Here is a 23,629-nt window from a genome sequence, read left to right on the forward strand (position 1 = left end):
GATGCTGGGTGCGGATGATGTGTGGCCGCTGTGGGCGGACGCGCCGGCGGTGACGTTCGAGGATTCGTCGGGCGCGTCCGAGGTCGCCGTCGTCACGGCGGTCGACCAGCCGGTGCTGCTCGGGTTCCGTGCCGCCAAGCCCAATGGCCGGGCTATGCTCGTGCTCGGCGGCGGCGGCTACACGCAGTTGATGGCGGGCAGGGAGGGGGTGCAGGTCGCCGCCTGGCTTACGGGGCTCGGCTACCACGCATTCGTCCTGATCCACCGCTTCCCGAACGCCGCCGACGGTATCGCCGCGCCGCTAGACGACGCACGCGAGGCGATGCGGATGGTCCGTGCGAGCGGTCTGGCGCCGGCAGGGTTGGGCGTGGTCGGGCTATCGTCGGGCGGTCATCTCGCCGCCTGCCTCGCCGCAGCCTATCCGGACGAATGGACGCCGCCCGCGTCGCGTCATCCCGACGAGTTGACGCGGCCGGACCTGCTGGTCGTCGGCTATGCTCCGATCTCCACCAATGCGGCGGGGCGGACGATCATGCCGGACAAGCCGCCACTGCCGCCGGTCGAGAAGCAGGCGATGTACGACCGCCTGCAACCCGATGCGCAACTCCTGCCGTCGCCGCCGCCCGCGTTCATCGTCTATGCCGGCAACGATCCTGTCGTCCCGGTTGAGAACGCGCGCCGGCTCCACGCGGCGTGGCAAGTGGCGGGCGGCTCAGCCGAACTTCACGTCTTTGCTGACGCGCCGCATGGTTTCGCGCTGGATACGCAGGGGTTGCCCGTGTCGATCTGGCCGACACTCTGCGAAGCCTGGCTCCGGCAGGTCGGCTTTCTCGACCGCGCTTAGCGCGTGCCCGCCGCCGCAACGGGGTTGTTCCCCCACAGCTTGTCATAGGACCAGCCCGACAGATCCTCAACCACGCGCGCATTCTCCGGCGTGGACGGCGTCCGTTCGCCGCGACGCAGATGCTCGATTTCTTCCAGCAGGATCGCATGCGTGCCGGGCGTCAGCCGGAAGCGCGTCGACACGAGCACGCCGAAGATGAGCATCGCGATCGTCCCGGCGCCGAGCACCGCGACGATCGCGTAAATCGCCTGGGGGCTCTGCTCGGTCGCCTTCGACACGAAGCCGGACGCCTGCATCACCTGCCCGACGAGGATCACCGCCAGCGCCTGGCTCATTTTCCGCACGAACGTCATGACGCCCGCGAACGCGCCCTCGCGCCTGCGCCCGGTGACGATCTCGTCGACATCGGCCATGTAGTTGTACGTCGCCCACGGGATGTAGTTCAGCGCGCCGCGCCCCAATCCGGCGAACACCACCGGCAGCCAGAACAGCGCCGACGTCGCGGTATAACCCGCCGCGTACATCGCGAGGAAGATCACCACGCCGATCGCGAAGCTGAGCGCGGCGAACCGGTACGCGGCGGCGGGCGACAGGCGCAGCGCGAAGTTGATCGCCAGCACCACCGCGACGAGCTGGACGATGTACGTCACGCCGACGAGGTTCGCGACCACCGCGGTCGATCCGGCGAGCGCGAAGATCACGAAATAGGTGAACGCCGCGTTGTAGATGTCCTGGCTGATATAGCCGCCCAGATACATGCCGAGATGCAGCCGGAATGCGCGGATCCGCAGCGTCGAGAACAGGTTACGGTAGAGCGCCTTGAACGCCGCGCCGAGCGACGCTTTCTCGACCGGCTGGACCTCGTCGAGGCCCTCGGGCCGCTGCCGTTCCCAGCTGAACGCGTACAGCAATCCGGCCGCGCCCATGAACAGCACCGAGAAGATCATGCCCATATACAGATACGTATCGGGCGAATCCGGGCCGAGATAGGCGATCAGCCAGCCCGGCAGGAAGGCCGCGGCGATCGCCGAGCACTGGCCACACAGGATGCGCGCACCGGCGAACTTCGCCTTGGTCCGGTAATCGGTCGCCATCTCCGACGCGAGCGTCTCGTACGGGATGATCTCCATCGCATAGACCATCTCGAACAGCACGTACGTCACGAGGTAATACCAGAAGCCCTGGCCTGCGACCCACATGATCGCGAACGACGGCAGCAGCGGGATCGCGGCGAGGATGAAGAACCGCCGCCGCCCGAACTTGCGCCCCAGCCAGCTCCGCCCGAGATTGTCCGACAGGTGGCCGATCGTGGGGCTGGTGAACGCATCGAGCACGCGCGCGACGCCGAAGATGATCGTCGCCTGCGCCGCGGACAGGCCGCAGAAGCTGGTGTAGAAGATCAGGATCCAGGTGCTGATGACCGCCATCGACCCCGCGCCGAGCACGTCGTTCGAGCCGTAGGCGAGCAAATTGTACCAGCGTACCGGACGGGCGGGCGCGAGCGGCATGGCTGGACGGGCGGCGATCGGATCAGTGGCCATGCGAAAGTCCTTGGGTACCGGCGGTGGCTGAGGATGGGGCGGGGTCGGAAAGCGGATCGAAGCGGAGCGCGTCGAACAGGATCGCGGGGTCGTCGATACCGATCGACACGGTGTGTGGGCCGGCTGAGAGCGGTGTCGGCAGCGCGAGGTGGAGGCGGTTGTCGAGCACCGCGAGCGCCCATGCGCGGTCGCCGGTCTTGCGGGGGACGCCGACGCGCACGGGCTTCCCGCCGTCGATCGCGACCGATACGGCGAGGTCGGCGCCTTCGTTGGTCGGGTAGGTCGGCAACACTTCTGCCGCGAGCTGCCAGCGACCGGCGGGTAGCGTGACGGTGTAAGACAGCGTTGCTGGCGCCGCCGCGGCTATCGCTACACCGTTGCGGCCGAGGCCGTCGATCACGCGCCAGCCATTACGCGGGCTCTCCGAAGTCTCCGCCTCAATCACGATCGTCGAAGCATGCAAAACTGCCCGGTTCCCCGGCGAAGGCCGGGGCCCAGTTGGAACGGCCGAGGTAACGAAGGGCGACGCGATCTCACCGGGGGCATTCCACCTGGGCCCCGGCCTCCGCCGGGGAGGTGTAGCTGGGGCGGGCAGGATGGGAGGCGACAAGCGATAGCGACGCCACTGCCCGTCGGCGGGTTCGACTGCCATCATGCCCCGCCACTTCCCACCGGCGATCTCATTATTGTAGCGAATAGTCCGCGCGGTGATTTCAGCATCCGCTGCACGCGATCGTTCGCCAGCTACGGCCGCACTATCCGCATCGGTGTCGCGCAGGCGATCATGCATTTCGGCGTCGAACACGCGCGTGTTCGCGAGCGCCGCCGCGGTCACCGGATAGTCGACCAGCTCGAAGAACGCGTCGCGTCGGTGGGGCGCAATGCGGGGCGCGATCGAACGGACGCGTGTGCGTAGTGCGTCGAACGCGGTCAGGCGCGTGGAGACTTCGGACGGTGTCAGCGGACTCGGCTTCGGCACCTCGCCGGGTAGCCACCATTGCAGATGCTCGGACCGACGCTGGAAATTCAACCGGTGATGCTCGGCCATGATCGCCGCGATCTCGGGCGCGACATCGGCGCCGATCGTACCCCCCGCCCAGTCCGTGACGACAGTATCGATCGGCTTAGCGCGCACGCCCGGCACGTCCCACGCAAGCTGCATGAAATAGTCGGTGGCGAGTTCCGCGGGCTTCAGATCGCCGACATTGGCGACCCACATCCGCCGCGCACCCGCATCCCAGGCGCGTCCCAGTTCCTCGCGGATCAGTGCAGGCGGGGTGGTCGACAGCCAGAGATACGACAGCGGCGCGCCGAGATAGGACAAATGGTAATAGATGCCAGCCCCGCCCGACCGCGCGCGCTCGGCGGCATCGGGCACGTGGCGGATATAACCGAAATTGTCGTCGGGCCACATCAGCGTGACGTCGTCGGGCACCTTCAGCCCGCCGCGGTACACGTCCAGGACTTCCTTGTACGGCGTGAAGACCTGCGGGACGCGTGTGAAATTCCGGTTCACGCCGTTCGCCAGCATCGCGCGCTGATCGGCGAATACGCGTTCGAGCAACGACCGGCGCGCATCGTCCGTGGTCGGGCCGACGATGCCGCTGTCGTGGATGCCGCGCATTCCGAGCGTCCAGACGCTCTCGTATCTGCCGTTCGCCCGGACGCGCGCTTTCCAATAATCGGCGACGCCCGCGGGGTTGGTGAGGTAATTGAAATCCGCCGCCGGTGCCGACCATTCGCCGACATTGTTGCGCAGCATCGGCTCGGCATGGCTCGATCCCATGACGATCGCATAGCGGTCGGCGAGCTGCGCATTCTCGGGGTTCGCGTTGAACGGCGCGGTGACCTTGTGCATCGCGGGCCAGACGAGGTTCGCCTTCAGCCGCAGCATCAGCTCGAACAGTTTCGCGTAGGTCTTCGGCCCGATCGTCCCGGCGTCGGGCTCGAAGGTTTCGGCGGCCCAGGGTTGCAGCCCCCAATCCTCGTCGTTGAGGAAGATCCCGCGATACTGGACCGAGGGCGGCCCGAAGCGGTGAAGTCCGGCCGGCGCATAGATCGCGGCGTGATGCTCGGGCGTGACGTCGGCCCACCAATGCCAAGGCGACACGCCGATCGCGCGCGACAGTTCGTATGCGCCGAACGCCGTGCCCCGACGATCGCTGCCGACGATGACCAGCGCCGCCGCAACGCCGGGCGTGGGGTTGGCGACGGTGGCGATGACGAAGCTTTCCCACGCACCGCGCAGTTTCGAGACGTCGAGCGTGCCGCGTCGGACCAGCCGGTCGATCGCGGCGCTGCGGCCGAGCGTACCGAGCCAGATCTGCGTGCCGTTCGCGGTCGTCGCGCCGGTGACACGCCGGAGATCGTTCGTCAGGTCCGCGGCGGCGATCCGGACGACCGCGTGATCGCCCGGCGCCGTCACCACGCGCGCGATGCCTTGCGCATCGGCCAGCGGGAGACCCGCCCCCGGCTCGAACGCCACGAGACGTGCGACCGGCTCGGCCGAGGCGGGCGCCCCGAGCCAGAGCGCAGCCGCAAACAAGGCACGCCGCAGGGTCAGATATAGGTCCGCAGGAACTCGGCGAGCGCGACCATCGCGAGGCTCTGGCCGTAGGGCATCGAGGTGAGCGCGATGTCCTTGTAGAATTGCTGCGTGTCGCCCATCGCGGTGCCGAAGCTGACCTGCTTCAACTCGCCGGCATCGTCGATATTGGCGAGCACTCCTTGCACGGCCTTGATCCCGACCGCCTCGTAATGACGCGGCAGATAGCCCTTCCGGACGCCCTTCAGGATGCCGTACGCGAAGCCCGCGGTCGCCGACGCCTCGAGATAGCTGGTCGGATCCATCACCAGCGTGTGCCACAGCCCGCTCTCGTCCTGCGTCTCGGCGAGCGTCTTCACCTGCGCTGCGAGCGTGTCGATCAGGAAGGTGCGGAACGCGTCGCCGACCGGAAGGTCGAGGATCTCGATGATCTCGGGAATTGCGATCGTCACCCAGCAATTGCCGCGCGCCCACAGCGCCTCGGCGAAATTGTGCCGGCCGTTGAAGTCCCAGCCGTGGAACCAGAGCCCGGTCTTCTTGTCGAACAGGTATTTGATGTGGACGAGGAACTGCCTTTTGGCTTCCTCGACATAGTGCGGACGGTTCAACAAAAGCCCGATCTTGGCGAGCGGCAACACCGACATCATCAGCGTGTCGTCCCACATCTCGCCGGGGTTTTCGTCATTGTAGACGATGTGCTGGAACCCGCCCTCCTCGGTCTTGGGCAGGCCGTCCGGCGCCATCAGCCACTCGGCCCAGGTGTCGAGATAGGGGATGTAGCGCGGATCCGGCTCGCGCTCGTAGAGATAGGCGAGCGTGATGAACGGTGCGACGGTGTTGATGTTCTTGGTCGGCGTGCCCTCGGCGAAGCGATCCTCGAACCACTGCTTGATGATCGCCAGCGCGCCCGCATCGCCGGTCTGCTCGTAATAGCGCCACATGCCGAACAGGCCGACGCCGTGGGTCCATTCCCAGCCGGCCCAGCCCTTGGTGTCGATGACCCGGCCGTCTTCGAGGCGCAGCAGGAACTCGCCGGTCTCGTCCTTGATGTTGACGAGGTTGTCCATCAGCTTGGCGATCGCGGCGGTCACGTCCGCGCGCGGCACATTATGGGTGAGGGCAGCCACTTATAGTCTCCTGTTGGGACGCGCAGGGCTGAGCCCATAGTCGCGCGCCATCGTCCGATAGAGGGTGAGGAATTCGGGGTCGGCGTCGTAGCGACCGCCATGACCGGTCGACGGTGTCGTGCCGTTCGGCGGTGTCGATGCGGCCGGTTGTGCGACCGCGCCGGGTGCCTCGGCGGCGTTGATCCCCTGCGAGAGAAGATCGGGCTTGGGCCCTTCGCCGGCGGGCGTGCCGTTGTGCGTGAAGATCGCTTCCTGGTGCCGCGTCGGCTCCCAGATGAAGCTGCCCCAACCGTGCGGCTGGGCGTGGACGAGGTCGTTGACGTATTTTTTGCGCGACGAATATTCGAGCGCGAGGAAACCGTGGTCGGGATAGGCCTTGGCGAACTCGGTAAAGGTTCGCGCCCAGTCGCCCTGCGCCTGTTGCTGGTAGCAGGAGAAGCCGGTGGCATCGAATGTCACGCCGCGCTGGAGCAGATTGTCCATCCAGTGACGGACGATCGGCCAGTGCCGCCCGAGGTGATTGTGCACCGCCACGCGCGCTTCGGGCGTCGCGTCGCGTGCGCCGGCGATCCCGGCCTTCAGCAGCATCGCGAACCGATCGTATCCGCCTGCGCCGGGGACGTTCATGTGCACCGCATCGGTCTGCGGATTGCCGGTCGGGATGGTCAGCGGCACGCGCCCGTCGGGCCAGAGCATGCCGAAGGTCGTCTCGTTGCCGATCACGACAAGGTCGGGGGCGGCGCCCGCGCGCTTCATCGCCGACAGCGCGTCGACGGTATGGCGGTGGACCGCCTCGACCAGTTGCGGAAAGGTGAGCGCGGCCCAGGCGGCGGGCTTGTCCTGATGCTGCGGGTCCGCCCAGGTGTCAGAATAGTGCAGCGTCAGCGACAGGTGGAAGCCGGCTGCCTTGATGCGCTTGGCGAACGCGATCGTGCGCGGCAGGTCGCACCACGGCCCGCCCGGCTTGCCGGTCGAATAGCCTTGCGCAGGATCGACGAAGAGCCGCAGCTTGATCGCGTTGAAGCCGGCATCGCGGAGGATCACGAGCGGGTCCTTGGCGATGCCGTTCTCGAAATACGTCGCACCGGCGAACTCGTCCTCGGGGATCCACGACACGTCCGCGCCGATCAGGTACGGCCATGGCCTCGCGCCGTTTGCGACCTTGGCCGCGGGAGCGATGCTGGCGAGACAGGCCGCCCCAGCGCTTGCGCCGAATGTCCTGCGCGTGATCATTGCGCGGTGCCCAACCGGTTCGGTGCCGCGACCATCTGTACCGGCACGCCACCCTTGACCGAGCGCATCGTCATCAGCCGGACCTGCTCGATCGCATCGCCGGGCGCGCCGTCGGACGTGACCGCGAGCGCGACGGTGTTCGCGCCGTGGTGGTTGAGGATGCCTTCGGGGATCGGGAACACGCGCTGTGGGCCGACATGCGCGATGAATTGGCCCATGTTCCAGCCGTTGACGAACAGCAGCGCGCGGTAGCGGGCGACCGAACGCGGGGTTGCTGTGTCACCGAATGCCAGCGCGATCGTCGTGTCCTGGCCCTTCGGCACGGCGAGATCGAAGTGGGTACGATACCAGGTCGTGCCGGGCGTGGCGGTCGCGGCGGGGATCGTCGCCGCGGCCCAGGCCTTGTCGTCAAAGCCGGGCAAATGCCAGCCGAACCGCTCGCCATATTGGCCGCCGTTGTTGGCGGGCCCGCGCGCCGAATCGGGCAGGTCCTCGCCGCCGAGCTTGCCCTGGATCTTCCACGCGATCGGCACGCCGAAGCTGCGTCCGCCCGGCGCCTCGATCGACGCGGAGACCAGCCCGCGCGCTTCCTTGTGATAATCGTCGGAATCGAGATCCCAGTTATGGCCGTTGTTGCGCACCATGACGCTCACGACATGCTCGCCAGCGACGCGTGCGGAAGTGGGCAGGTCGAACCGTGCGAGGCCGGTGGTGATCGGCCGCGGCAGGCCGCTGGGGAGTTCGTTCTGGCCGACGAACTGGCCATCGATCCAGACCTGCACCATGCCGGAGCCGCCCGCCCCGTAGAACAGCGCGATCTGCTTGGCGTCGGGCGTGCCGGTGAAGCGGCCGCGATACCAGACGTCGCCGTCGTGGAAGCCGTAGGAGTCCATCGTCAGGTTCGGCTGGCCATCGGGCTTCGCGGTCGTCGTCGCACTCCCGCGGCCGTCGATGGCCTGCCAGCCGCTGTCGTCGAAGCCGGGTGCGGCTTCCGGGGAGCCTTGCGCCGTCCGCCAGCCGGTCAAAGCCGGGAGTACGACCGGGGCGGGACCGGACAATGCCGTCGTCGCGCTTCGGCTGCCGATCGCGGTCGCCTTCGTCGCAACCGTTGCCCCGTTCCACCGCACCGACCGCAGCGCGGCCGGAGCCCAGAGTTCAAGCGACGTCGCCTCGGCAGTATCGCCGGTCAGCGCCAGCGTGCCGCCGGTCGCTTTGGTCGAGCGCAGCAACGCGGGGCCGCGCACCAGCACCGCGTCGCTGCCGCGCCAGTAGCGTACCGCCTCGGCTTCGTCGGCAAGGATCAGCGTGAGGGCAGGGCGCCCGCCGCCGGTGATCCGAACGACCGATCGGCCTTCGAGCGTGTAATTCAGCCGAAGATCGCCCTTCGCCGCGTCGAATGCGCTGGTAGCGGTGCCTTCGAGGACGGTCACCGTCGGCGCGGCCGTGTAGCGCAACACGGTCTCGCCGGTCTCGCCTGCGCGACCGTAGAGCAGCATCACTTCGCCGCGATCGATCGTCAGCGCCGTCTGCAATTCGGACGTCGAATAGACCAGCCGCTGGCCGCCGAGGGTCACGCCCGCGACCAGCCACTTCGCATCGAAGCCGTTCAGCCGCATCGGTTCGGCTTGCGGGAAGGTGTAGCGCCCATCGGGCAGGTCGGCGGTGATCGTGAAGCGGTCGTCGGTCTGCCCGTTGGACGGCTTGTGCGTAACCATCAGGAAGCGCGCATCGCTCTCCGGGCTGCGGTTGTGATACGCCTGCACGTTCGGCGACGACACCTGCACCGGCGCGGCGGGGACCATGCCCGCGAGATCCGGCACCGCGGCGATCAGTCCGCCGAGCTGTTTCATCTCCTCGGCCTTGGTCCGCACCTCGCGCGCTTCTGAGATCGCTGCGCCGTAATCGTAGCTCGTGAATACGACGGGGGCGGGCAGCCAGCCCCAGCTCGTCCCGCCATAGCCCATGTAGAAGCTCTGGATGTCGATGCCGTTGGCGAGATTGGTGCCGTAGAACACGCGCTGGAACCGCTTGCCGCGCTGCACCGCGTTGCACTCGTAGCCGCCGTTCGAGCCCCAATAATCGAACCATCCGCCACCGAACTCCGCGAGGAATGCCGGTGTATCGGGCGAGGCGGATGCGCCGCCCTTCGCGCCGCCGGGACCGTAGAACCCCCAGTCGGGCGCAGCGACGCCGCGCGTGGGTTTGCCCGCGACGGTGCAGGTGCCGCCGGGATAGCCGTCGAACGCGTAGAGATCGCCCGGCCCCTTCACGACGTTCGCGACGGTCGAGCTTTCGGGTACCCAATAGCCGTTGCGTCCCTGGTCGTTGTGGAACAGCGGCACGGTGATGCCGTCGGCGCGCGCCTTGACGTAGAGATGGTCCATGTAGCGGCGCTGCGCCGGCGTGGTCAGCGCGAGTTCGTTCTCGATCTGGTGGAGAATGACGCTGCCGCTATGGCCCTTGCCGTCGCCGTTGATCTGGTGGCGCGCGATGATCGCGTTGACGTGGGTGAGCCACTCGTCCGACGCCGCGAGGTACGCCGGATCGTCGGTCCGCGCGCGACCCTTTTGGTTGACCAGCCAGCCCGGAAACCCGCCGCGCGACAGCTCCGCGTTCACGTACGGCCCGGCGCGGGTGATGACGTAGAGGCCTTCCTCCTGCGCCATCGTCAGCACGCGCTCGACGTCGCGGATCCCGGTGAAGTCGTACACGCCCTGTTTGGGGCTGTGATAGCCCCAGTCGAAATACAGCGCGACGGTGTTGAAGCCGCTCGCCTTCATCTTCTGCAATATGTCGCGCCACAGATCGGGGCTGGGCAGGCGGAACGGGTGGAATTCGCTCGACCAGATCACCTGACGCTTGCCGTCGATCATCAGCGACCGCGCGTCGTACGATACCCGCCCGAACGTCTTGACCGGCGCGGCGAGGTTCTGCGTCGGGCGTGCGACCTGCGCCGTCGCTGGGACCGGGGTCACCGCAGTGGCAAGCGCCAGCGCGATCAAGCGTTTGCGATCAATCATGATGAAAGATCAGCGGGAGCGACCATTCCTTTGGCCGGTTGTCATCCTCGACCTCCATCAGCGGCGCCATGTGATCCCACCAGCGCTTCATCACCGGGTGATCGGGCAGAGCGGCGCGGGTGTTGGGTTCGGCAAGCTTCAGAACCGCGAACAGCGACAGCGTCGCCTCATCGAGGAAGATCGAATAATCGTGGATACCGCTCTCGGTCAGCAACGCGGAGAGCTCGGGCCAGATCGCGTCGTGGCGCTTGCGGTATTCGTCGACGACGCCGGGTTTCAGCTGCATCCTGAACGCATGGATCGACATCGCACCCTCCCCAATCCACTATGTGGTATTGCTCTGTACGATTTGGTAAAGCCGTTCCGCGCTCAGGTCAAACGCTAACCGCGCCAGAGTGGCGTCCGGGTGACCGAAAGTCCGGTCGCGTTCTCGATCGCGAACGGCGGCCGGGCGTCGGGCGTCATCGTATCGAGGGTGAGGCGGTCGATCGCGAGGCCCTTAGCGTGCCGGACCCACAAGCCCCAGGCGGGCAACATGCCGAACATGCTTGGCTCGGGATAGGCACCCGCGAGCTCTTCGGGCCTGCGAGCGGCATCTTCGGGAGTGCCGCCGCCACGATAGGACAGGCGGATGCGCGACAGCGTGACGTCCTCGACCGGGTGGCCGGGCAGTCCGGCGATCGCGGCGGCGAAGCGATGGTCGATCCCGGTGGCGTCGATGTCGCTAAGCGCCACGCGGCGGATTGCGCCGACCCCGGTGCCGGCCGGGCCACGCCGCCGGTCGCCGATCCGCAGGAACAACGGCGCGGTGGTCACGTCGCGCATCGTGATGCGGCGGACGACGACATCGTCCATCACGCCGCCATCGACCGTCTCCAGTGCGAGGCCGCGGCAATGCGTGAAGCTGCAATCCTCGATCAGGATGCGCCGATACCCCCCGTTGCTTTCGGTCCCGAGCTTGATCCGCCCGGTGACGCGGTCGCGGTCGGGCGCGAGCAGTTGCGTCGTCTGCCGCGTGTCGTCGAGCATCGTGCCGAGATCATAGCCCGACACTGCGCAGTGCCGAACGGTCACGTCCTCCGAAGCGACCGCGCGACCGAGTGCGAAACTGCTCTTGATGACGATCGCATCGTCGTTGGGCGTGTTGACGCGGCACCGTTCGACGACCGTGCGCTGGACGCAATCGAGGTCGATCCCGTCGCGGTCCGTGTCGATCGTGAGGTCGTGGATGTGCAGATCGCGCGTGCCGGTCGCGAGGATAGCGAAGTGGCCGCATCTTAGCATCGAGAAGCCGGACAGGCGGATGTTGCGGCCGTTCCTGAACGCGATCGCCTTGTTGCCGAGCCCGTTCATGCGCGCGGCATCGGGTTCGAGCCGGGCGATCTCGGCCACGGTCATCTGGCGCATCGACAGCGGCCGCTCGCCGGTCTGTGCCTTCCATCTTGCGCCGGGACCATCGCGGGTGAGCCCTAGGCCGTGGATCAGGCCGGGGCCGGTGATCGCGACGTTCTCGACATCCTCGCCCCAGAACAGGCTGTTGCGCCAATGGCTGTGGCCGAAATCCTGATAGAGTTGCTCGGCATTGTCTTCGGGCAGGTCGTAGCGCCCGGTGTGCCGTGCAGGATCCGCCGCTTCGATCAGCACACCCTTGGCGAACTGGATCGTCACGTCGCTCTTCAGCCGGATCGAGAAGCACAAATAACGCCCCGCCGGGATCAGCACGGTGCCACCGCCAGACCGCGCGGCGGCAACGATCGCCGCGTTGATCGCGGTGCTGTCGATGGACCGCCCGTCGCCGCGCGCACCATGATCGCGCACGTCGATCATCGTCGCGGCGTGGGCGGGGAAGGGAAGCAGCATAGCGCCGAGCCCGAATCCGACGTCGCGACGTGTCACCGACGAGGCGCCGGGCGCGCTTATTGGAGGTTCACGTACATGCCGCCGTCGACCAGCAGCGAGGCGCCGGTGACGTATTGCGCGAGATCCGAGGCGAGGAACACGGTCGGTCCGACTAGATCGTCGGGCTTGCCCAGCCGGCCGAGCGGGATGCGCTTTTCCATGTACGACCGCTTGGCCTCGTCGGCGAGATCGTCCTTGTTGATGTCGGTCAGGATCGTCCCCGGGAACAGCGAGTTGCAGCGGATATTGTGCTTGCCAAGCGCGATCGCGACCGACTGCATCAGCGAATGGAGCCCCGCCTTGGTCGGCGTGTAGTGCGTCTGATACTCGCCGCCGACCAGCGCCGAGATCGACGACATCGCGATGATCGACCCGCCATCGCCCTGCTTCACCATCTGGTTCGCCACCGCCTGGACCATGTAATAGGCGCCGTGCAAATTGACGCGCATGGTCCGCTCGAACGTCTCGACGGGCATGTCGAGGAACGCGTGGAACGGGCAGATCCCGGCGTTGTTGACGAACACGTCGACCCGCCCGAGCGCGGCCACCGCCTTGTCGATGAAGTCGCGCGCGGTATCCGGATCGGCGACGTCGCCCTGGATTGCCACGGCTTTCCGCCCGAGTGCTTCGATCTCCGCGACCGCGCTCTCGGCACCCGCCACGTCGCGCGCGAAATTCAGCGCGACGTCGGCGCCGTGTCGCGCACAGCCGATCGCGACCGCGCGGCCGATCCCTGCCGATGCGCCGGTCACCAGCACGGTCTTGCCTTCGAGCAACATCTTTCTCTCCCAGTTAGTCGGTTGGCGGCTCGAAACCGAGCTCGCGGCTGATCGCGCCGGCGGTGCCGCGCACCTCGTCGGTCAGCGTCGTCATGCGGTCGTCGCTCATATATTGCGCGGCGCTCGACACGCTGATCGCGCCGACGATCTTGCCGGCCGCGTCGCGGATCGGGGCGGCGACACAGCGGATCTGGTCCTCGTTCTCCTCGAGATCGAACGCACGGCCGCAGGTCGCATAGCCCTGCATCCGCTCTCGCCACACTTTCGCATCGGCCTTGGGCGCACCCGCCGCCTGGTCCGCATCGAAGCGCTCCTGCCAATAAGCGGGTGGGGAATCGATCATCAGCGCCTTGCCGAGGCCGGTCGAGCTGAGCGGCTGGCGATCGCCGACCCGGCTCGAGATCGTGATCCGTCGGCGCCCCGGCACCTTGTCGAGATACAGCGCGAAATCGCCGTCGAACACGCCGAGATGGACGGTGTCCTCGGTCGAAGCGGCCAACTCCTCGAGATACGGCCGTGCGACCTGCACCAGATCGGCCTGCGCCTGCGCGAGCGTGCCGAGCAGCAGCAGCTTCGGGCCTAGCCGGTATCCGGAGCGCGGCGTGAACGCGAGATAGCCGCGATCGACCAGCGCGCTCAGCAGGCGGTGCGTGGTGCTCTTGGTCAGGTCGAGCTTCACCGCGAGTTCGCTGAGCGTCAGGACCTCGTGGCTGACCGCCTCGATCAGGTCGAGCCCGCGCATGAGCGTCTGGCTGCCGGCGCCGACCGCGCCGGCCGACTCCGTCTTGTCGATATTCGTCGTGGAAGTGTTCATGCCCACTCCATAAGACGGCCTCCTACATGCTGGCAATCGGCGAATCTCGACGGATGTCGGTTGCGCTACGCGACTGGGATATCGAGGAAAAATGGCCGACCGTCCTGCGACGGTCGACCAGGGGGGAGACCGTGCGTCAGAACTTCAGCTGGAGGCCCGCGAAGAAGCGTTGGCCAGCGTAATAATATTCCACCGGTCGTGCCTTGTCGATGTAGCTCTTCGAGGACTGTTTGTTGATGTTCTGGATTTCCATGAACAAATTGGTGTGCTGCTCGGGGAAGCGGAACGTCACCTTGGCATCGATAAAGCCCTCGGCCTTTCGGTAGATCGGGCTGTTGTCGAAGTTTATGTCAGCGACGGTCACCAGCCAGTTCGACCGGTAGTTGTAGTTGACGCGTAGGTTCAACCAATCCTTGTCGTAGAAGATACTGGCATTGGCGGTCCATTTCGACAGGCCGGGATAATCGTCGAGTGGCTGCCCGGTCGCGAGGTTCGTCAGGTTGGTGCGGATCGCGCGTGCGAACGTCGCATTGCCGCTCGCACCGAGTCCGTCGAAGGGGGCGGGCAGGAAGGTGAAGGCGGTCTGCGCGCTCGCTTCGATCCCGTCGAGCAGCGCGCCGAAACCATTGGCCGGCTGGCGAACGGTGAACAGATTGCCGTCCTGGAACAGGTCGACGTTTGGCCGCGTGATGTTCTGGATCACGAAGCTCTTTTCGTATTTCTTGAAATAGCCGATGCTGATCGCGGTATCCTTGTTCGGGAACCAGCCGAGGTTCACCTCCCATTGATCCGCACGATACGGCAGCAGGTCGGGATTGCCCGATACGCAGGCGTCCTGGAGCCCGGTGATGTCGGTCACGTCGTCGACGCAATTGATGTTCGGGACGAGATCGGTCGGCTTGGGACGTGCGAGGTTGCGCGCCCAATTGGCCCGGAAGGTCAGGTTCGGCGTGATGTCCAGCGCCGCGTTGAACGCCGGCAGCCAATCGCTGTAGCTGTTTTTAAGCGAGAGCGAGTTCGCGCCCAGGATCACGGTCTCCACGACCGCGGGGATGCCGGGCACGCCGGTGCCGGGACGAACCCGCGTCTGGCGGCTGACATTGGTCCCAGTGCCCTCGTCGATCGTCTTGACGTAGCGGACGCCGGCATTGCCGCTCAGTCGCATGCCGAACAGGTCCTGCTCGAAATTGCCCTTGATATACGCCGCGGCCACCCGTTCCTTGATGAACACCGCCGGGATCTGGGACAGCCCATCGGCGTTGCGGATCAGATCCTGATCGAAGCCGGACAAATCGTAGATTTGGCCGAGCCGACTATAATCGATGATCGGCACCGACAATTGGGAGGGTAACCCGCTGGGCGCGCCATTGAGCCCGGTAAACAGCGGCGCGCCGGGCAACGATCCGGTGTTCGCGGCAACGAACTGCGCATATTGCGCCTGCGTCATGTAATAGGTGTTGGGCGCGCGTACCGCCGGCGGCGTGTCGGTGACCACGGTAGTGTACGACACGTTGGCGCTCGTCTGATACACTGCGGGAACCGCGGCGGTACCGGTCGACGGGTTCGCCGAGACCGCAGGCGTCAGGATGCGGGTGCCGCCGCCCGCGTAGTTCTCATATTCCTGCCAGCGGAACTGGCCACCATATTCGATGCTCTTGAGGAACGGCAGGTTGGTTTCCCAATCCGCGTCGAGCTTGAGATGGTCTTCCTTGTTGTTGTTGTCGTTGGGGCGATACTGGACCGTCGGCCCCGCCTGGCGACCCGCGAGATTGACCCCGCCCGGCCGGACATACGCGCTGGTCGAGGTTGGATCGAAATTCTCGGGAAACACGAATACCGGGATGCCCAGGTCGTTGCGGCGATCGATCGTGATCCCGCTGATGCCCGTCGAATAGGCAAGCAGGTTGGTCTCGCCGACCGTCCGCCCGGTCGAATGCGACGCCAGCGCCTTTATCTGGAGGTCGTCGAACGTCCAGTCGAACCCGGTCAGGTAATAGCGCGTGCGCTGATCATATTCGAAGTCACGGCGCTGTACGCCGAGGATGTTGCTCGCGCCGTTCCAGATCGGCGCGGCGGCGGTGCCGACATTGACCGAGTTGAGCGCGGTCAGCGCACTGGTGACGACGTGGTTCTCGCTGGTCGAGGTGCCGGCGGTGATCTGCGGACGCGACGTGGCGCCGTTGAGCCCGGCCGGCAGCGCCGCGTCATAATTGAAACGTTCGAATCGGCCGAGATCGAGCGAGTAGTTGACGTCGTTCAACTGCTGTTTGCGGTTGGTGAGCGTCGCCTCGGCAAAGGCGCGGAAATTATGGGCGAACTCGTACTGGACCTGGAAATCAGCCGACAGCCGCTTGTCGTCGATCCGGCGTTGCCGAAGCCGCGGCACGGTCGGCACCCAGTCGAAGAACTGCGTCTCGCACGCTAGCCGCCGCGCCGTTGCTGCCGGGGCATTGGCGCCACCGACTCCCGCACAGCTGCCATAGGTGTTGAAATTGGCGTAATCGGGATTGGCGACAGTCTTCTCGTTCGACCGATCGAAATCGGCGATCCGTTTCCAGTTCGTGTTGCTGATGTAATCCTGGCGAAGCTGCTTGTCGTCGTAGGTGACGTTGGCGAGGACGCCGAGCCCGTCGATCAGGAAATGCGGCGTGCCGATCACCGCGGTGATACGCGGCCGCCAGTTCTGCGTTGTCTCGAGATGCTGGGCCGATACGACCAGCGTGCCGAGCGCCTTCTTCAGTTCCAGCGGGCGGCGCGTCTCGATGCTTACCGTACCGCCGAGACCACCCTCGGTCAGGTCGGCGCTATAACCCTTGTAGACGTCGATCGACTTGACCAGTTCGGTCGCAAGATCGCGGAAATCGCCCGAACGGCTGCCGTCGGCGCTTGCTTGGGTGACGCCGTTGACCTCGACGCGGTTGAGATCGGGCTCGACGCCGCGGATCGACACTTTGACGCCCTCGCCGAAATCACGATCGAGCTGGACACCGGTGACTCGCGCCAGCGAGTCACCGACGTTCTTGTCGGGGAAGCTCGCGATGTCGTCGGCGACGATCGAGTCGACGACGGTGCCGGCCTTGCGCTTGCGGGCGATCGCCGATTGCAGCGAGGCGCGCGTGCCGACGACCAGGATGTCCTCCGGGCTGACCTCGGGCGATACCGACTCCGGTGCCGTCTGCGGCGCCGTCTGCGGGGCCGTCTGTGGGGCAGGTGGCACCGGTGTCACCGGCGCGCCGGTCTGCGCGGCGGCGGGTGTCATGCAGCCGAGCATGAGCGCTAGCGCGGACGTGCCGACTGCCAGGCTGTGTATCGTGCGATGTGTGCTGTAGCGCGTCCCGGTCATCATCATCCCCTCTTGTCGGCGCGGTAGTTACCGTCGCCAGTGTCGACCCCATGTTCGACACAAAACCACATTGTGAAGCTCTGTTCCGTTATTAGTTTGCCATTTCCTGAAGGGCAATCATAATAATTGGGATAAACGCGATAAGGGGCGCGGCCCCGTGGGAGATGATGATGAAGCTATCCGGCCCCGCCATGCTGGCGTTGATGATCGGCGTTTCGCTGCCTGCACTAGCGGCACCGCGCGCCCGTCCGGTCGAACGACTCGACCGCGGCGTCGTCGCGACCCCGGCGAAGGAGGGCGGGTGGCTGGTCGGCTGGCGCCTGCTCCGCGACGATGCGCCCGCGACCAGCTTCGACGTCTACCGCGATGGGCGCAAGCTGACGCCCAGGCCGATCGTCGAGGCGACGTCGTTCGTCGATCGCGACGGGAGCGCCAGTGCGCGCTACACGATTCGTCCGGTGGTATCTGGAAAGGCCGGCGCGGCGAGCGGACCTGCGCTGATGGCACCGGGCGGCTATCTGTCGATCCCGCTCGTACCGCCGCCCGGCGGTACGACGCCCGACGGCGAGGCGTTCACGTACACCGCCAACGATGTGAGCGTCGGCGATCTCGATGGCGACGGGCGGTACGAGCTGATCCTGAAATGGGATCCGACCAACAGCCATGACAACAGCCAGGCGGGCTATACCGGCAGCGTCTTCGTCGACGCCTATACGCTCGACGGCAAGCGGCTCTGGCGGATCGATCTCGGCCGCAACATCCGTGCCGGCGCGCATTATACCCAGTTCCAGGTCGCCGATTACGACGGCGATGGTCGCGCCGAGATCGCCATGAAGACTGCGGACGGCACCGTGGATGGCGTCGGCACGGTCATTGGCGATGCGAAGGCCGACTGGCGCGGGCACGGCGGTGAGGTGCCGCAACCCGACAAGACCGGCGCCAAGCTGTTGGCGGACGGCACCAAGGTCGCGCAACTCGTCGGACGCATCCTGAAGGGTCCTGAATATCTGACCGTGTTCGACGGCCGCTCGGGCAAGGCGCTCGCCACCGCGCCTTATGATCCGCCGCGCTATCCCGGCGGCAATCCGAGCTTCGAGCAGATGCGCGACACCTGGGGAGACGGTTACGCCAACCGCGCCGACCGGTTCCTCGCGGGCACCGCCTATCTCGACGGACGACTGCCCAGCATGATCTTCGGCCGCGGCTATTATGCCCGCACCGCGATCGCCGCGTGGGATTATCGCGGCGGCAAGCTGACCAAGCGCTGGCTGTTCGACAGCGCCGCACCGGGCAACGCCGCCTATGCCGACCGCGGCAACCACCAGCTGAGCATCGCCGACGTCGATGGCGATGGCCGCGACGAGGTGATCTACGGATCGATGGCGGTCGATGACGACGGCAAGGGACTGTGGACCGTGCCGCTGTTCCACGGCGACGCGATGCATGTCGCCGATCTCGATCCGCTGCGGCCGGGCCTCGAGAAATGGGGCGTCCACGAACAGGTGAAGACCAATGGCGGGATCGGCTCGGCGCTGCTCGATGCGCGCACCGGCGCGATCCTGTGGACCAAGCCGGCCGATACGGACACCGGTCGCGGTCTCGCCGCCGATATCGATCCGCGCCATGTCGGCGCCGAGCTATGGGGGTCTAACAGCCGCGAGTTGTTCGACGTGAAGGGCAGTGCGATCGGTCCGGCGCCGCGCCAGACCAATTTCGCGCTCTACTGGGATGGCGACCTGCTCCAGGAACTGCTCGACGGCACCACGATCAGCAAATGGGACTGGAAGACGGGCACCGCCACGCCGCTGCTCCACCCGACCGATGTCGCCTCGAACAACGGCACCAAGGCGAACCCGGCGCTGCAGGCGGATATTCTCGGCGACTGGCGCGAGGAAGTGGTGTGGCGCTCGGCCGACAACCGCGAGCTGCGGATCTACGTGACGCCGTACCCGACCACGCACCGTCTCGTGACGCTGATGCAGGACCCGATCTATCGTGCCGGCGTCGCGTGGCAGAACACCGCCTATAACCAGCCGCCACACCTCGGCTATTTTCCGGGGAACCTGAAGCCGTCGGAAACGGGCGACTGAGGCGCTCCGACCCTCAGGGCCGGGCCTTGGCGATCTCCACCGCGTAGATCGCCGCCTTGCCCTCGATATTCGCACGGAAAATCAGCCATTTGCCGTCGGGCGAGAACCGCGCGTTCGGCTCCAGCTTGTAATCCTGCCTGCTCATGTCGACGAGCTTCTCGGTCGCGAACGTCCCCGCCGCGATCAGGCTGTCGGCATTGTCGACACGGATTCCGGCAACATCGGGTACGGGCTTGGGACGGAAGAGGTACATCCATTTCCCGTCCGGGGCGCGCGCGACCATCTCGCTGTCGCCGCCATCGCCGGAGAACAGCGTCTGGTCCCCCGAGACGTTGTAGTGCACCGACCATTCGTTGCGTTCGAGGTGGTACCAGCGGCGCTTGGCGGTCGCGACGTCGTACCCCGCGAGCCAGAAATCCTCACCGCGCGGGGTCTGCAGATCATACCAGATCGTCTTGCCGTCGGGCGACCAGAACTCGTGGCCGGCAATCTCCATGTTCATCGTCCGCGTGTGGACCTTCGTCATCTGGCTGCCATCGGTGCGGATGGTCCAGATCCGGTCGACCTTGTGCCACGGCCCCTCGTGGCAATACATCAGCAGCGTCGGGTCGGTCGGCGAGAATTGCAGGTGATTGAGCCAGTCGGTCGCCTTGACCACGCTGCGCCGCTGCCCGGTCCTCACGTCGACGGTGAAGATCTCCATCGGGATCTTGGCATCGAGCCGCTGGTTCAGCCGGAACTCCTTGGCATCGGCATAGGTCATCGGCCGGCCATCGGGCCAATTCGCCGCATAGGCGGTTTGCCCGGTCTTGACGTCGACCCCTGCCGCGTTGGGCTGGAGCGGCATGTCGCGCGCGGCGATCTGCCCGGCGAGCAAAGTCTCGTCGGCATTGATCGTGTCGATCCGGCTGCCCTTCGGCACGTCGGCGATCTTGCGTACCTTGCCCGTGTCGATGTCGCCGGCATAGATCGTGATCGGCGCGTCGGCATTGCCCTTGGCCTGTTCGGAGAAATAGGCGGTGCGGGTCCGGTGCCCCGCGAACAGCAGATGCAGCCCCGGCCGGTGCAGCAACGGCTTCACGACCCAGCTCTTGGTATCCGCCACCGATATGCCGTCGGCGGTCTGGAAGATCATCAGGTCGCCCTGCGGCGTGTAGGCGTTGTAGTTGAAATACAGCGCGTAGTTGCCCGGTGCGTCGGACAGCCGCAGGATCCTGTGGCCGGTCTTCGCGTCGACCCAGCTCGCCGGTGTCGCGATGACTGTCGGGGCGACTGCGGCTGCAATCGCTGGCGAGATCACCGCCAGCGAAAGGCCCATCCAAAGTGCTTTCATGCGCAACGTCCTTGCTAAGCGGGCCAGCCATGGTCGCGCGACCAGGCGAGGAAGAGGTCCATCCACGGCACCGGCAATCCGTCGCGGTGTGCGGCAGGCGGACCGTGGCCGCCTTTTTCGAAGATCATCAGTTCGGCGGGGATCTTTGCGGTATGCAGCGCCTCGTACATCAGCACGGCGTTGCGCATCGGCACGACCGGATCGTCGCCGTTGCACGCGACGAAGGTGGGCGGCATGTCGGCCGGCAGGTCGAGCTGCGCTGCATAGCGGCGTTGCCAGGCCGGATCGGCAGCATGCGTGCCGAGTAGCTCCTCGCGCGAATGGCGGTGCACGCCGTCGTCGAGCATCGTCACCACCGGATAGAAGAGTCCGGCGATCGAGGGCCGCGCGGACTGGCGGTCCGCTGCGTCGGCTGGCGTATAGGTCGGCAGCGCGGAGCGTGAAGCCAGCCGTGCGGCGAGATGCCCGCCCGCTGAAAAGCCGGTCACCGCGACGCGTGCCGGATCGACCGTCCAGCGCGTGCCCGTACCCGCGCGGATCACGCGCATCGCCCGCTGTGCGTCCTGCAACGGCGCATCCGGCCCCGCTGCCCAGCCATCGTGCGGCAGGCGATAGAGCAGCTCGAACGCGGTGATGCCGCGCGCCGCGAAGTCCCGCGCGACGCCGCCACCCGTCCGCCCGACCGCCACGCGGGCATACGCGCCGCCGGGGCAGATCAGCACCGCGGCACCATTCGGCTTGGCAGGTCGGGCCACCGTCAGCATCGGCGTGGCGACATGCGGCCAAGCGATGTCGTCCGCTGCGCCGGTCGGCGAACGCTTGACCCAGGCATCGACCACCGCCGGCGTCGGACTGCCGGGCGCCGCACCGGGCCAGAGCGCGAACCGCTCCACCGCGAGTTGCGTAGCTTGAGCGAGAGAGGGGAGCGGCAACAGGCTGGCCAGCCCCCCCGCGAGGATCGTGCGTCGCGTCGTCATCTCAGTTCCCGTCCGGTCGCGTGGAGTCATGGACCACGCTCGGCGCTAGCCGGAACGTGGCGGGGTCGGGCGGATGGCCCGCATCGAACGCCGCCAGGTCCGGCTTCAGATGCCCGGCGAGCGGCAGTTTCGCGTCGGCGATCCCCGCCGCGACTGCCCGCGCGAGCACCCAGGCGCCGTAATTGTCGTGATGCGTGGCGTCCTTGCCGCCATCGTTGAACGCGAGCGGCGCGCGGGTCGGGCCGAGCGCCTCGTAGAACCGGATGCTCGCGGCATTCAGGTCGATCACCGGCACGCGCAATTCCTCGCCGACTGCCTTAACTGCCGTCGCATAGTCGGCCAGCGTCGGACGGATCCGGTCGCCCGTCCACATCCGCCGTTCGGGCGACGTCACGAGGATCGGCGCGACGCCGCGCCGCCGGAATTCCGCGATCCACGCGCGTAGATAGTCGCGATAGGTCGTCTCGGCGGCGGCATAGGTTTGCGGCCACTGCACCTTCTGGTCGTTATGCCCGAACTGGATCAGCGCGAAGTCGCCGGGTTTCGCGGATTCGAGCACTTTAGCGAAGCGCAATTCGGTCATGAACGACTTCATCGTCTCGCCCGATTCCGCATGATTGGCGACGGCGATGTCAGGGCGGAAGAAGGCGGGGAGCATCTGCCCCCAGCTCGCGGCAGGCTCGGCAGGCTGGTCGGTGACGGTCGAATCGCCGAGCAGGAATATCGTCGGCACGCTCACCGGCTCGATCGTGATCGCGGTGACGCCGGGCTTCGTGCCGAGCATCTCTAGCGTCAGCCGGTCGTCCCAGCTGAACGAACCGCGCTCGCGCGGCTTGAGCGATACCGCCGTTCCGCCCGGCGCATTCAGCGGCGGCGGGGTGAGCGCGGCGTCGCGGACATTGACCACGAAGCTTTGCGTGATCGACCGCCCCGCCGGCACGACGACCCCATCGAGCATCAGCCGCCGCGACTCCGCCTTGATACTGGTGTCGGTACGGATCTTGGGCAGGCCGAGCGTCACCGTCACCCGGTAATTGCCTGGCGGCACCGCCACCGAAAACAGCGCCGGGTTACCGCCTTCAAAGCCGAAGCCGTCCGCATAGGTGCGCCCGGTCGGCACCGAGACGGCGCCATTGGGGGCCGCGCCACCGCCGAACACGAACCGCCGCACCTGCGCTTCGGCTGGCATACTTATAAACGCGATCCCAAGCGCCAGTGCGCCGATCAGCCGCACGACGGGCCGCCCGCGGGTGTCGCTCGCGTCAGGGCAGGCGTCCCCGGGGTCACGTAGCGCGCGATCGGCAGCTTCAGCCGGTGCAGCCCGGTCGCTACCAGATCAGCGACCCGCCGCGCGCCGATCTCGCTGAAATGCGTGTCGTCGGCGACACCGGCGGGATAACCCGGCGCTCCCGCCGCCCCGGTATAATGGAGGTAATAGCCCTTGGCCGCATCGGGTCCGGCGGCCTGCACCCAGGCCTGCGACGTCTTGCCGAGATCGATCAGCGGCGTCCGTGTCTCGCGCGCCACCTGACGTGCGGCATCGGCATAGGTCGGAAAGCTTGGCTGCTCGACGCCGTCCTTGAAGTCGCGCCGCGCGACCGGGGTCAGGATCACCGCCTTCGCACCCGCCCGGCTGGCGACGTCGAGGAAGCGGCGAAGGTTGGCGCGATACTGGTCGATCGTCGTATAGCGCTCGGGCTTGTCGATGCTTGCGTCGTTGTGGCCGAACTGGATCAGCAGCGTGTCGCCCTTGCGCAGGTCCGCGGCGATCGTGTCGAGCCGGCCTTCGCGGATAAAGCTGTTGGTGCTGCGACCGCCGATCGCGCGGTTCTCGACGCTGACGTTCGGCGCGACCGCGCACCGCAGCATCGTGCCCCAGCCGGACTGCGGATAGCGCTCCGGCTTGTAATCCTGCGCGGTCGAATCGCTGGCGATGAAGATCCGCATCGGGGCAGGGGAGGCAGGGGCGGCTCCCATGATTGCGGGCGCAACCAGAGCGATGGCCATCAGCATGCCGTTTCTCACCCACACTCTCCCATGTCGTCTTTCCCGTATGATGCGACGTCGTTCCGCAAAGAGCAACC

16 protein-coding genes are annotated in these 23,629 nt (G+C 66.6%); 2 read left to right on the top strand and 14 right to left on the bottom strand.

The window, feature by feature from the left end:
• Position 1: 1 nt before the first annotated feature.
• The gene (locus tag VH567_RS09895) at positions 2 to 844 is read left to right on the top strand and encodes an alpha/beta hydrolase (protein WP_423325886.1); all 843 of its coding nucleotides are present in this window, start codon (positions 2 to 4) and stop codon (positions 842 to 844) included.
• On the opposite strand, the gene VH567_RS09900 is transcribed toward VH567_RS09895, so the two are convergent.
• From VH567_RS09900 to VH567_RS09945, 10 genes are all read right to left on the bottom strand, one after another.
• On the bottom strand, positions 841 to 2,385 hold the full coding sequence (locus VH567_RS09900) for an MFS transporter (protein WP_423325580.1): 1,545 nt from the start codon (positions 2,383 to 2,385) through the stop codon (positions 841 to 843). The two genes, VH567_RS09895 and VH567_RS09900, sit on opposite strands and share 4 nt — an antisense overlap.
• Positions 2,375 to 4,930: a glycosyl hydrolase 115 family protein gene (locus VH567_RS09905; RefSeq protein WP_423325582.1), complete on the bottom strand. Its 2,556-nt coding sequence runs from the start codon at positions 4,928 to 4,930 to the stop codon at positions 2,375 to 2,377. Before VH567_RS09905 ends, VH567_RS09900 begins: the two co-directional genes overlap by 11 nt.
• A 14-nt stretch (positions 4,931 to 4,944) precedes the next feature.
• Positions 4,945 to 6,057 carry a glycoside hydrolase family 88/105 protein gene (locus VH567_RS09910; RefSeq protein WP_423325584.1) on the bottom strand — a complete coding sequence of 371 codons (1,113 nt, stop codon included), beginning with the start codon at positions 6,055 to 6,057 and terminating at the stop codon, positions 4,945 to 4,947.
• A complete protein-coding gene (locus VH567_RS09915) occupies positions 6,058 to 7,290 on the bottom strand; it encodes a glycosyl hydrolase 53 family protein (protein ID WP_423325586.1) in 1,233 nt (410 codons plus the stop codon).
• Positions 7,287 to 10,310, bottom strand: a complete 3,024-nt coding sequence (locus tag VH567_RS09920; RefSeq protein WP_423325588.1) for a glycoside hydrolase family 35 protein — start codon at positions 10,308 to 10,310, stop codon at positions 7,287 to 7,289. Before VH567_RS09920 ends, VH567_RS09915 begins: the two co-directional genes overlap by 4 nt.
• A complete protein-coding gene (locus tag VH567_RS09925) occupies positions 10,303 to 10,617 on the bottom strand; it encodes an L-rhamnose mutarotase (RefSeq protein ID WP_423325590.1) in 315 nt (104 codons plus the stop codon). The genes VH567_RS09920 and VH567_RS09925 overlap by 8 nt, the downstream gene beginning before the upstream one ends.
• A 74-nt stretch (positions 10,618 to 10,691) precedes the next feature.
• Positions 10,692 to 12,170 carry a rhamnogalacturonidase gene (locus VH567_RS09930; RefSeq protein WP_423325592.1) on the bottom strand — a complete coding sequence of 493 codons (1,479 nt, stop codon included), beginning with the start codon at positions 12,168 to 12,170 and terminating at the stop codon, positions 10,692 to 10,694.
• 56 nt (positions 12,171 to 12,226) lie between these two features.
• Positions 12,227 to 12,988: an SDR family NAD(P)-dependent oxidoreductase gene (locus VH567_RS09935; RefSeq protein ID WP_423325594.1), complete on the bottom strand. Its 762-nt coding sequence runs from the start codon at positions 12,986 to 12,988 to the stop codon at positions 12,227 to 12,229.
• Between the two features lie 13 nt (positions 12,989 to 13,001).
• Positions 13,002 to 13,802: an IclR family transcriptional regulator gene (locus tag VH567_RS09940; RefSeq protein WP_423325596.1), complete on the bottom strand. Its 801-nt coding sequence runs from the start codon at positions 13,800 to 13,802 to the stop codon at positions 13,002 to 13,004.
• A gap of 136 nt (positions 13,803 to 13,938) precedes the next feature.
• Entirely contained in the window at positions 13,939 to 17,148 is a 3,210-nt protein-coding gene (locus tag VH567_RS09945) for a TonB-dependent receptor (protein ID WP_423325598.1), read from the bottom strand.
• Between the two features lie 167 nt (positions 17,149 to 17,315).
• On the opposite strand from VH567_RS09945, the gene VH567_RS09950 reads away from it, so the two are divergent.
• Positions 17,316 to 19,235: a rhamnogalacturonan lyase gene (locus tag VH567_RS09950; RefSeq protein ID WP_423325600.1), complete on the top strand. Its 1,920-nt coding sequence runs from the start codon at positions 17,316 to 17,318 to the stop codon at positions 19,233 to 19,235.
• Positions 19,236 to 19,248: 13 nt separating this feature from the next.
• Here VH567_RS09950 and VH567_RS09955 read toward each other — a convergent pair whose 3' ends face one another.
• Genes VH567_RS09955 through VH567_RS09970 form a run of 4 tightly spaced genes read right to left on the bottom strand, consistent with a single transcriptional unit; the run spans position 19,249 to position 23,552 of the window.
• Positions 19,249 to 20,568, bottom strand: a complete 1,320-nt coding sequence (locus tag VH567_RS09955) for an oligogalacturonate lyase family protein (protein ID WP_423325602.1) — start codon at positions 20,566 to 20,568, stop codon at positions 19,249 to 19,251.
• Positions 20,569 to 20,582: 14 nt separating this feature from the next.
• Positions 20,583 to 21,545: an alpha/beta hydrolase gene (locus VH567_RS09960; RefSeq protein ID WP_423325604.1), complete on the bottom strand. Its 963-nt coding sequence runs from the start codon at positions 21,543 to 21,545 to the stop codon at positions 20,583 to 20,585.
• A 1-nt stretch (position 21,546) separates the two neighbouring features.
• Positions 21,547 to 22,779, bottom strand: a complete 1,233-nt coding sequence (locus VH567_RS09965; RefSeq protein ID WP_423325606.1) for a rhamnogalacturonan acetylesterase — start codon at positions 22,777 to 22,779, stop codon at positions 21,547 to 21,549.
• Complete coding sequence (locus VH567_RS09970) at positions 22,770 to 23,552, bottom strand: rhamnogalacturonan acetylesterase (RefSeq protein WP_423325608.1); 783 nt, start codon at positions 23,550 to 23,552, stop codon at positions 22,770 to 22,772. The genes VH567_RS09965 and VH567_RS09970 overlap by 10 nt, the downstream gene beginning before the upstream one ends.
• Positions 23,553 to 23,629 lie beyond the last annotated feature (77 nt).

This window comes from Sphingomonas sp. 4RDLI-65, assembly GCF_049472435.1.
GTDB lineage: Bacteria > Pseudomonadota > Alphaproteobacteria > Sphingomonadales > Sphingomonadaceae > Sphingomonas.

Bases quoted from the DNA above. Each gene is read 5' to 3' on its own strand.
- VH567_RS09895 (WP_423325886.1), top strand. From the start codon at position 2: ATGCTGGGTGCGGATGATGTGTGGCCGCTGTGGGCGGACGCGCCGGCG.
- VH567_RS09950 (WP_423325600.1), top strand. From the start codon at position 17,316: ATGAAGCTATCCGGCCCCGCCATGCTGGCGTTGATGATCGGCGTTTCG.
- VH567_RS09925 (WP_423325590.1), bottom strand. From the start codon at position 10,617: ATGTCGATCCATGCGTTCAGGATGCAGCTGAAACCCGGCGTCGTCGAC.
- VH567_RS09955 (WP_423325602.1), bottom strand. From the start codon at position 20,568: ATGAAAGCACTTTGGATGGGCCTTTCGCTGGCGGTGATCTCGCCAGCG.
- VH567_RS09935 (WP_423325594.1), bottom strand. From the start codon at position 12,988: ATGTTGCTCGAAGGCAAGACCGTGCTGGTGACCGGCGCATCGGCAGGG.
- VH567_RS09945 (WP_423325598.1), bottom strand. From the start codon at position 17,148: ATGATGACCGGGACGCGCTACAGCACACATCGCACGATACACAGCCTG.
- VH567_RS09915 (WP_423325586.1), bottom strand. From the start codon at position 7,290: ATGATCACGCGCAGGACATTCGGCGCAAGCGCTGGGGCGGCCTGTCTC.
- VH567_RS09920 (WP_423325588.1), bottom strand. From the start codon at position 10,310: ATGATTGATCGCAAACGCTTGATCGCGCTGGCGCTTGCCACTGCGGTG.
- VH567_RS09900 (WP_423325580.1), bottom strand. From the start codon at position 2,385: ATGGCCACTGATCCGATCGCCGCCCGTCCAGCCATGCCGCTCGCGCCC.
- VH567_RS09930 (WP_423325592.1), bottom strand. From the start codon at position 12,170: ATGCTGCTTCCCTTCCCCGCCCACGCCGCGACGATGATCGACGTGCGC.
- VH567_RS09960 (WP_423325604.1), bottom strand. From the start codon at position 21,545: ATGACGACGCGACGCACGATCCTCGCGGGGGGGCTGGCCAGCCTGTTG.
- VH567_RS09970 (WP_423325608.1), bottom strand. From the start codon at position 23,552: ATGGCCATCGCTCTGGTTGCGCCCGCAATCATGGGAGCCGCCCCTGCC.
- VH567_RS09940 (WP_423325596.1), bottom strand. From the start codon at position 13,802: ATGAACACTTCCACGACGAATATCGACAAGACGGAGTCGGCCGGCGCG.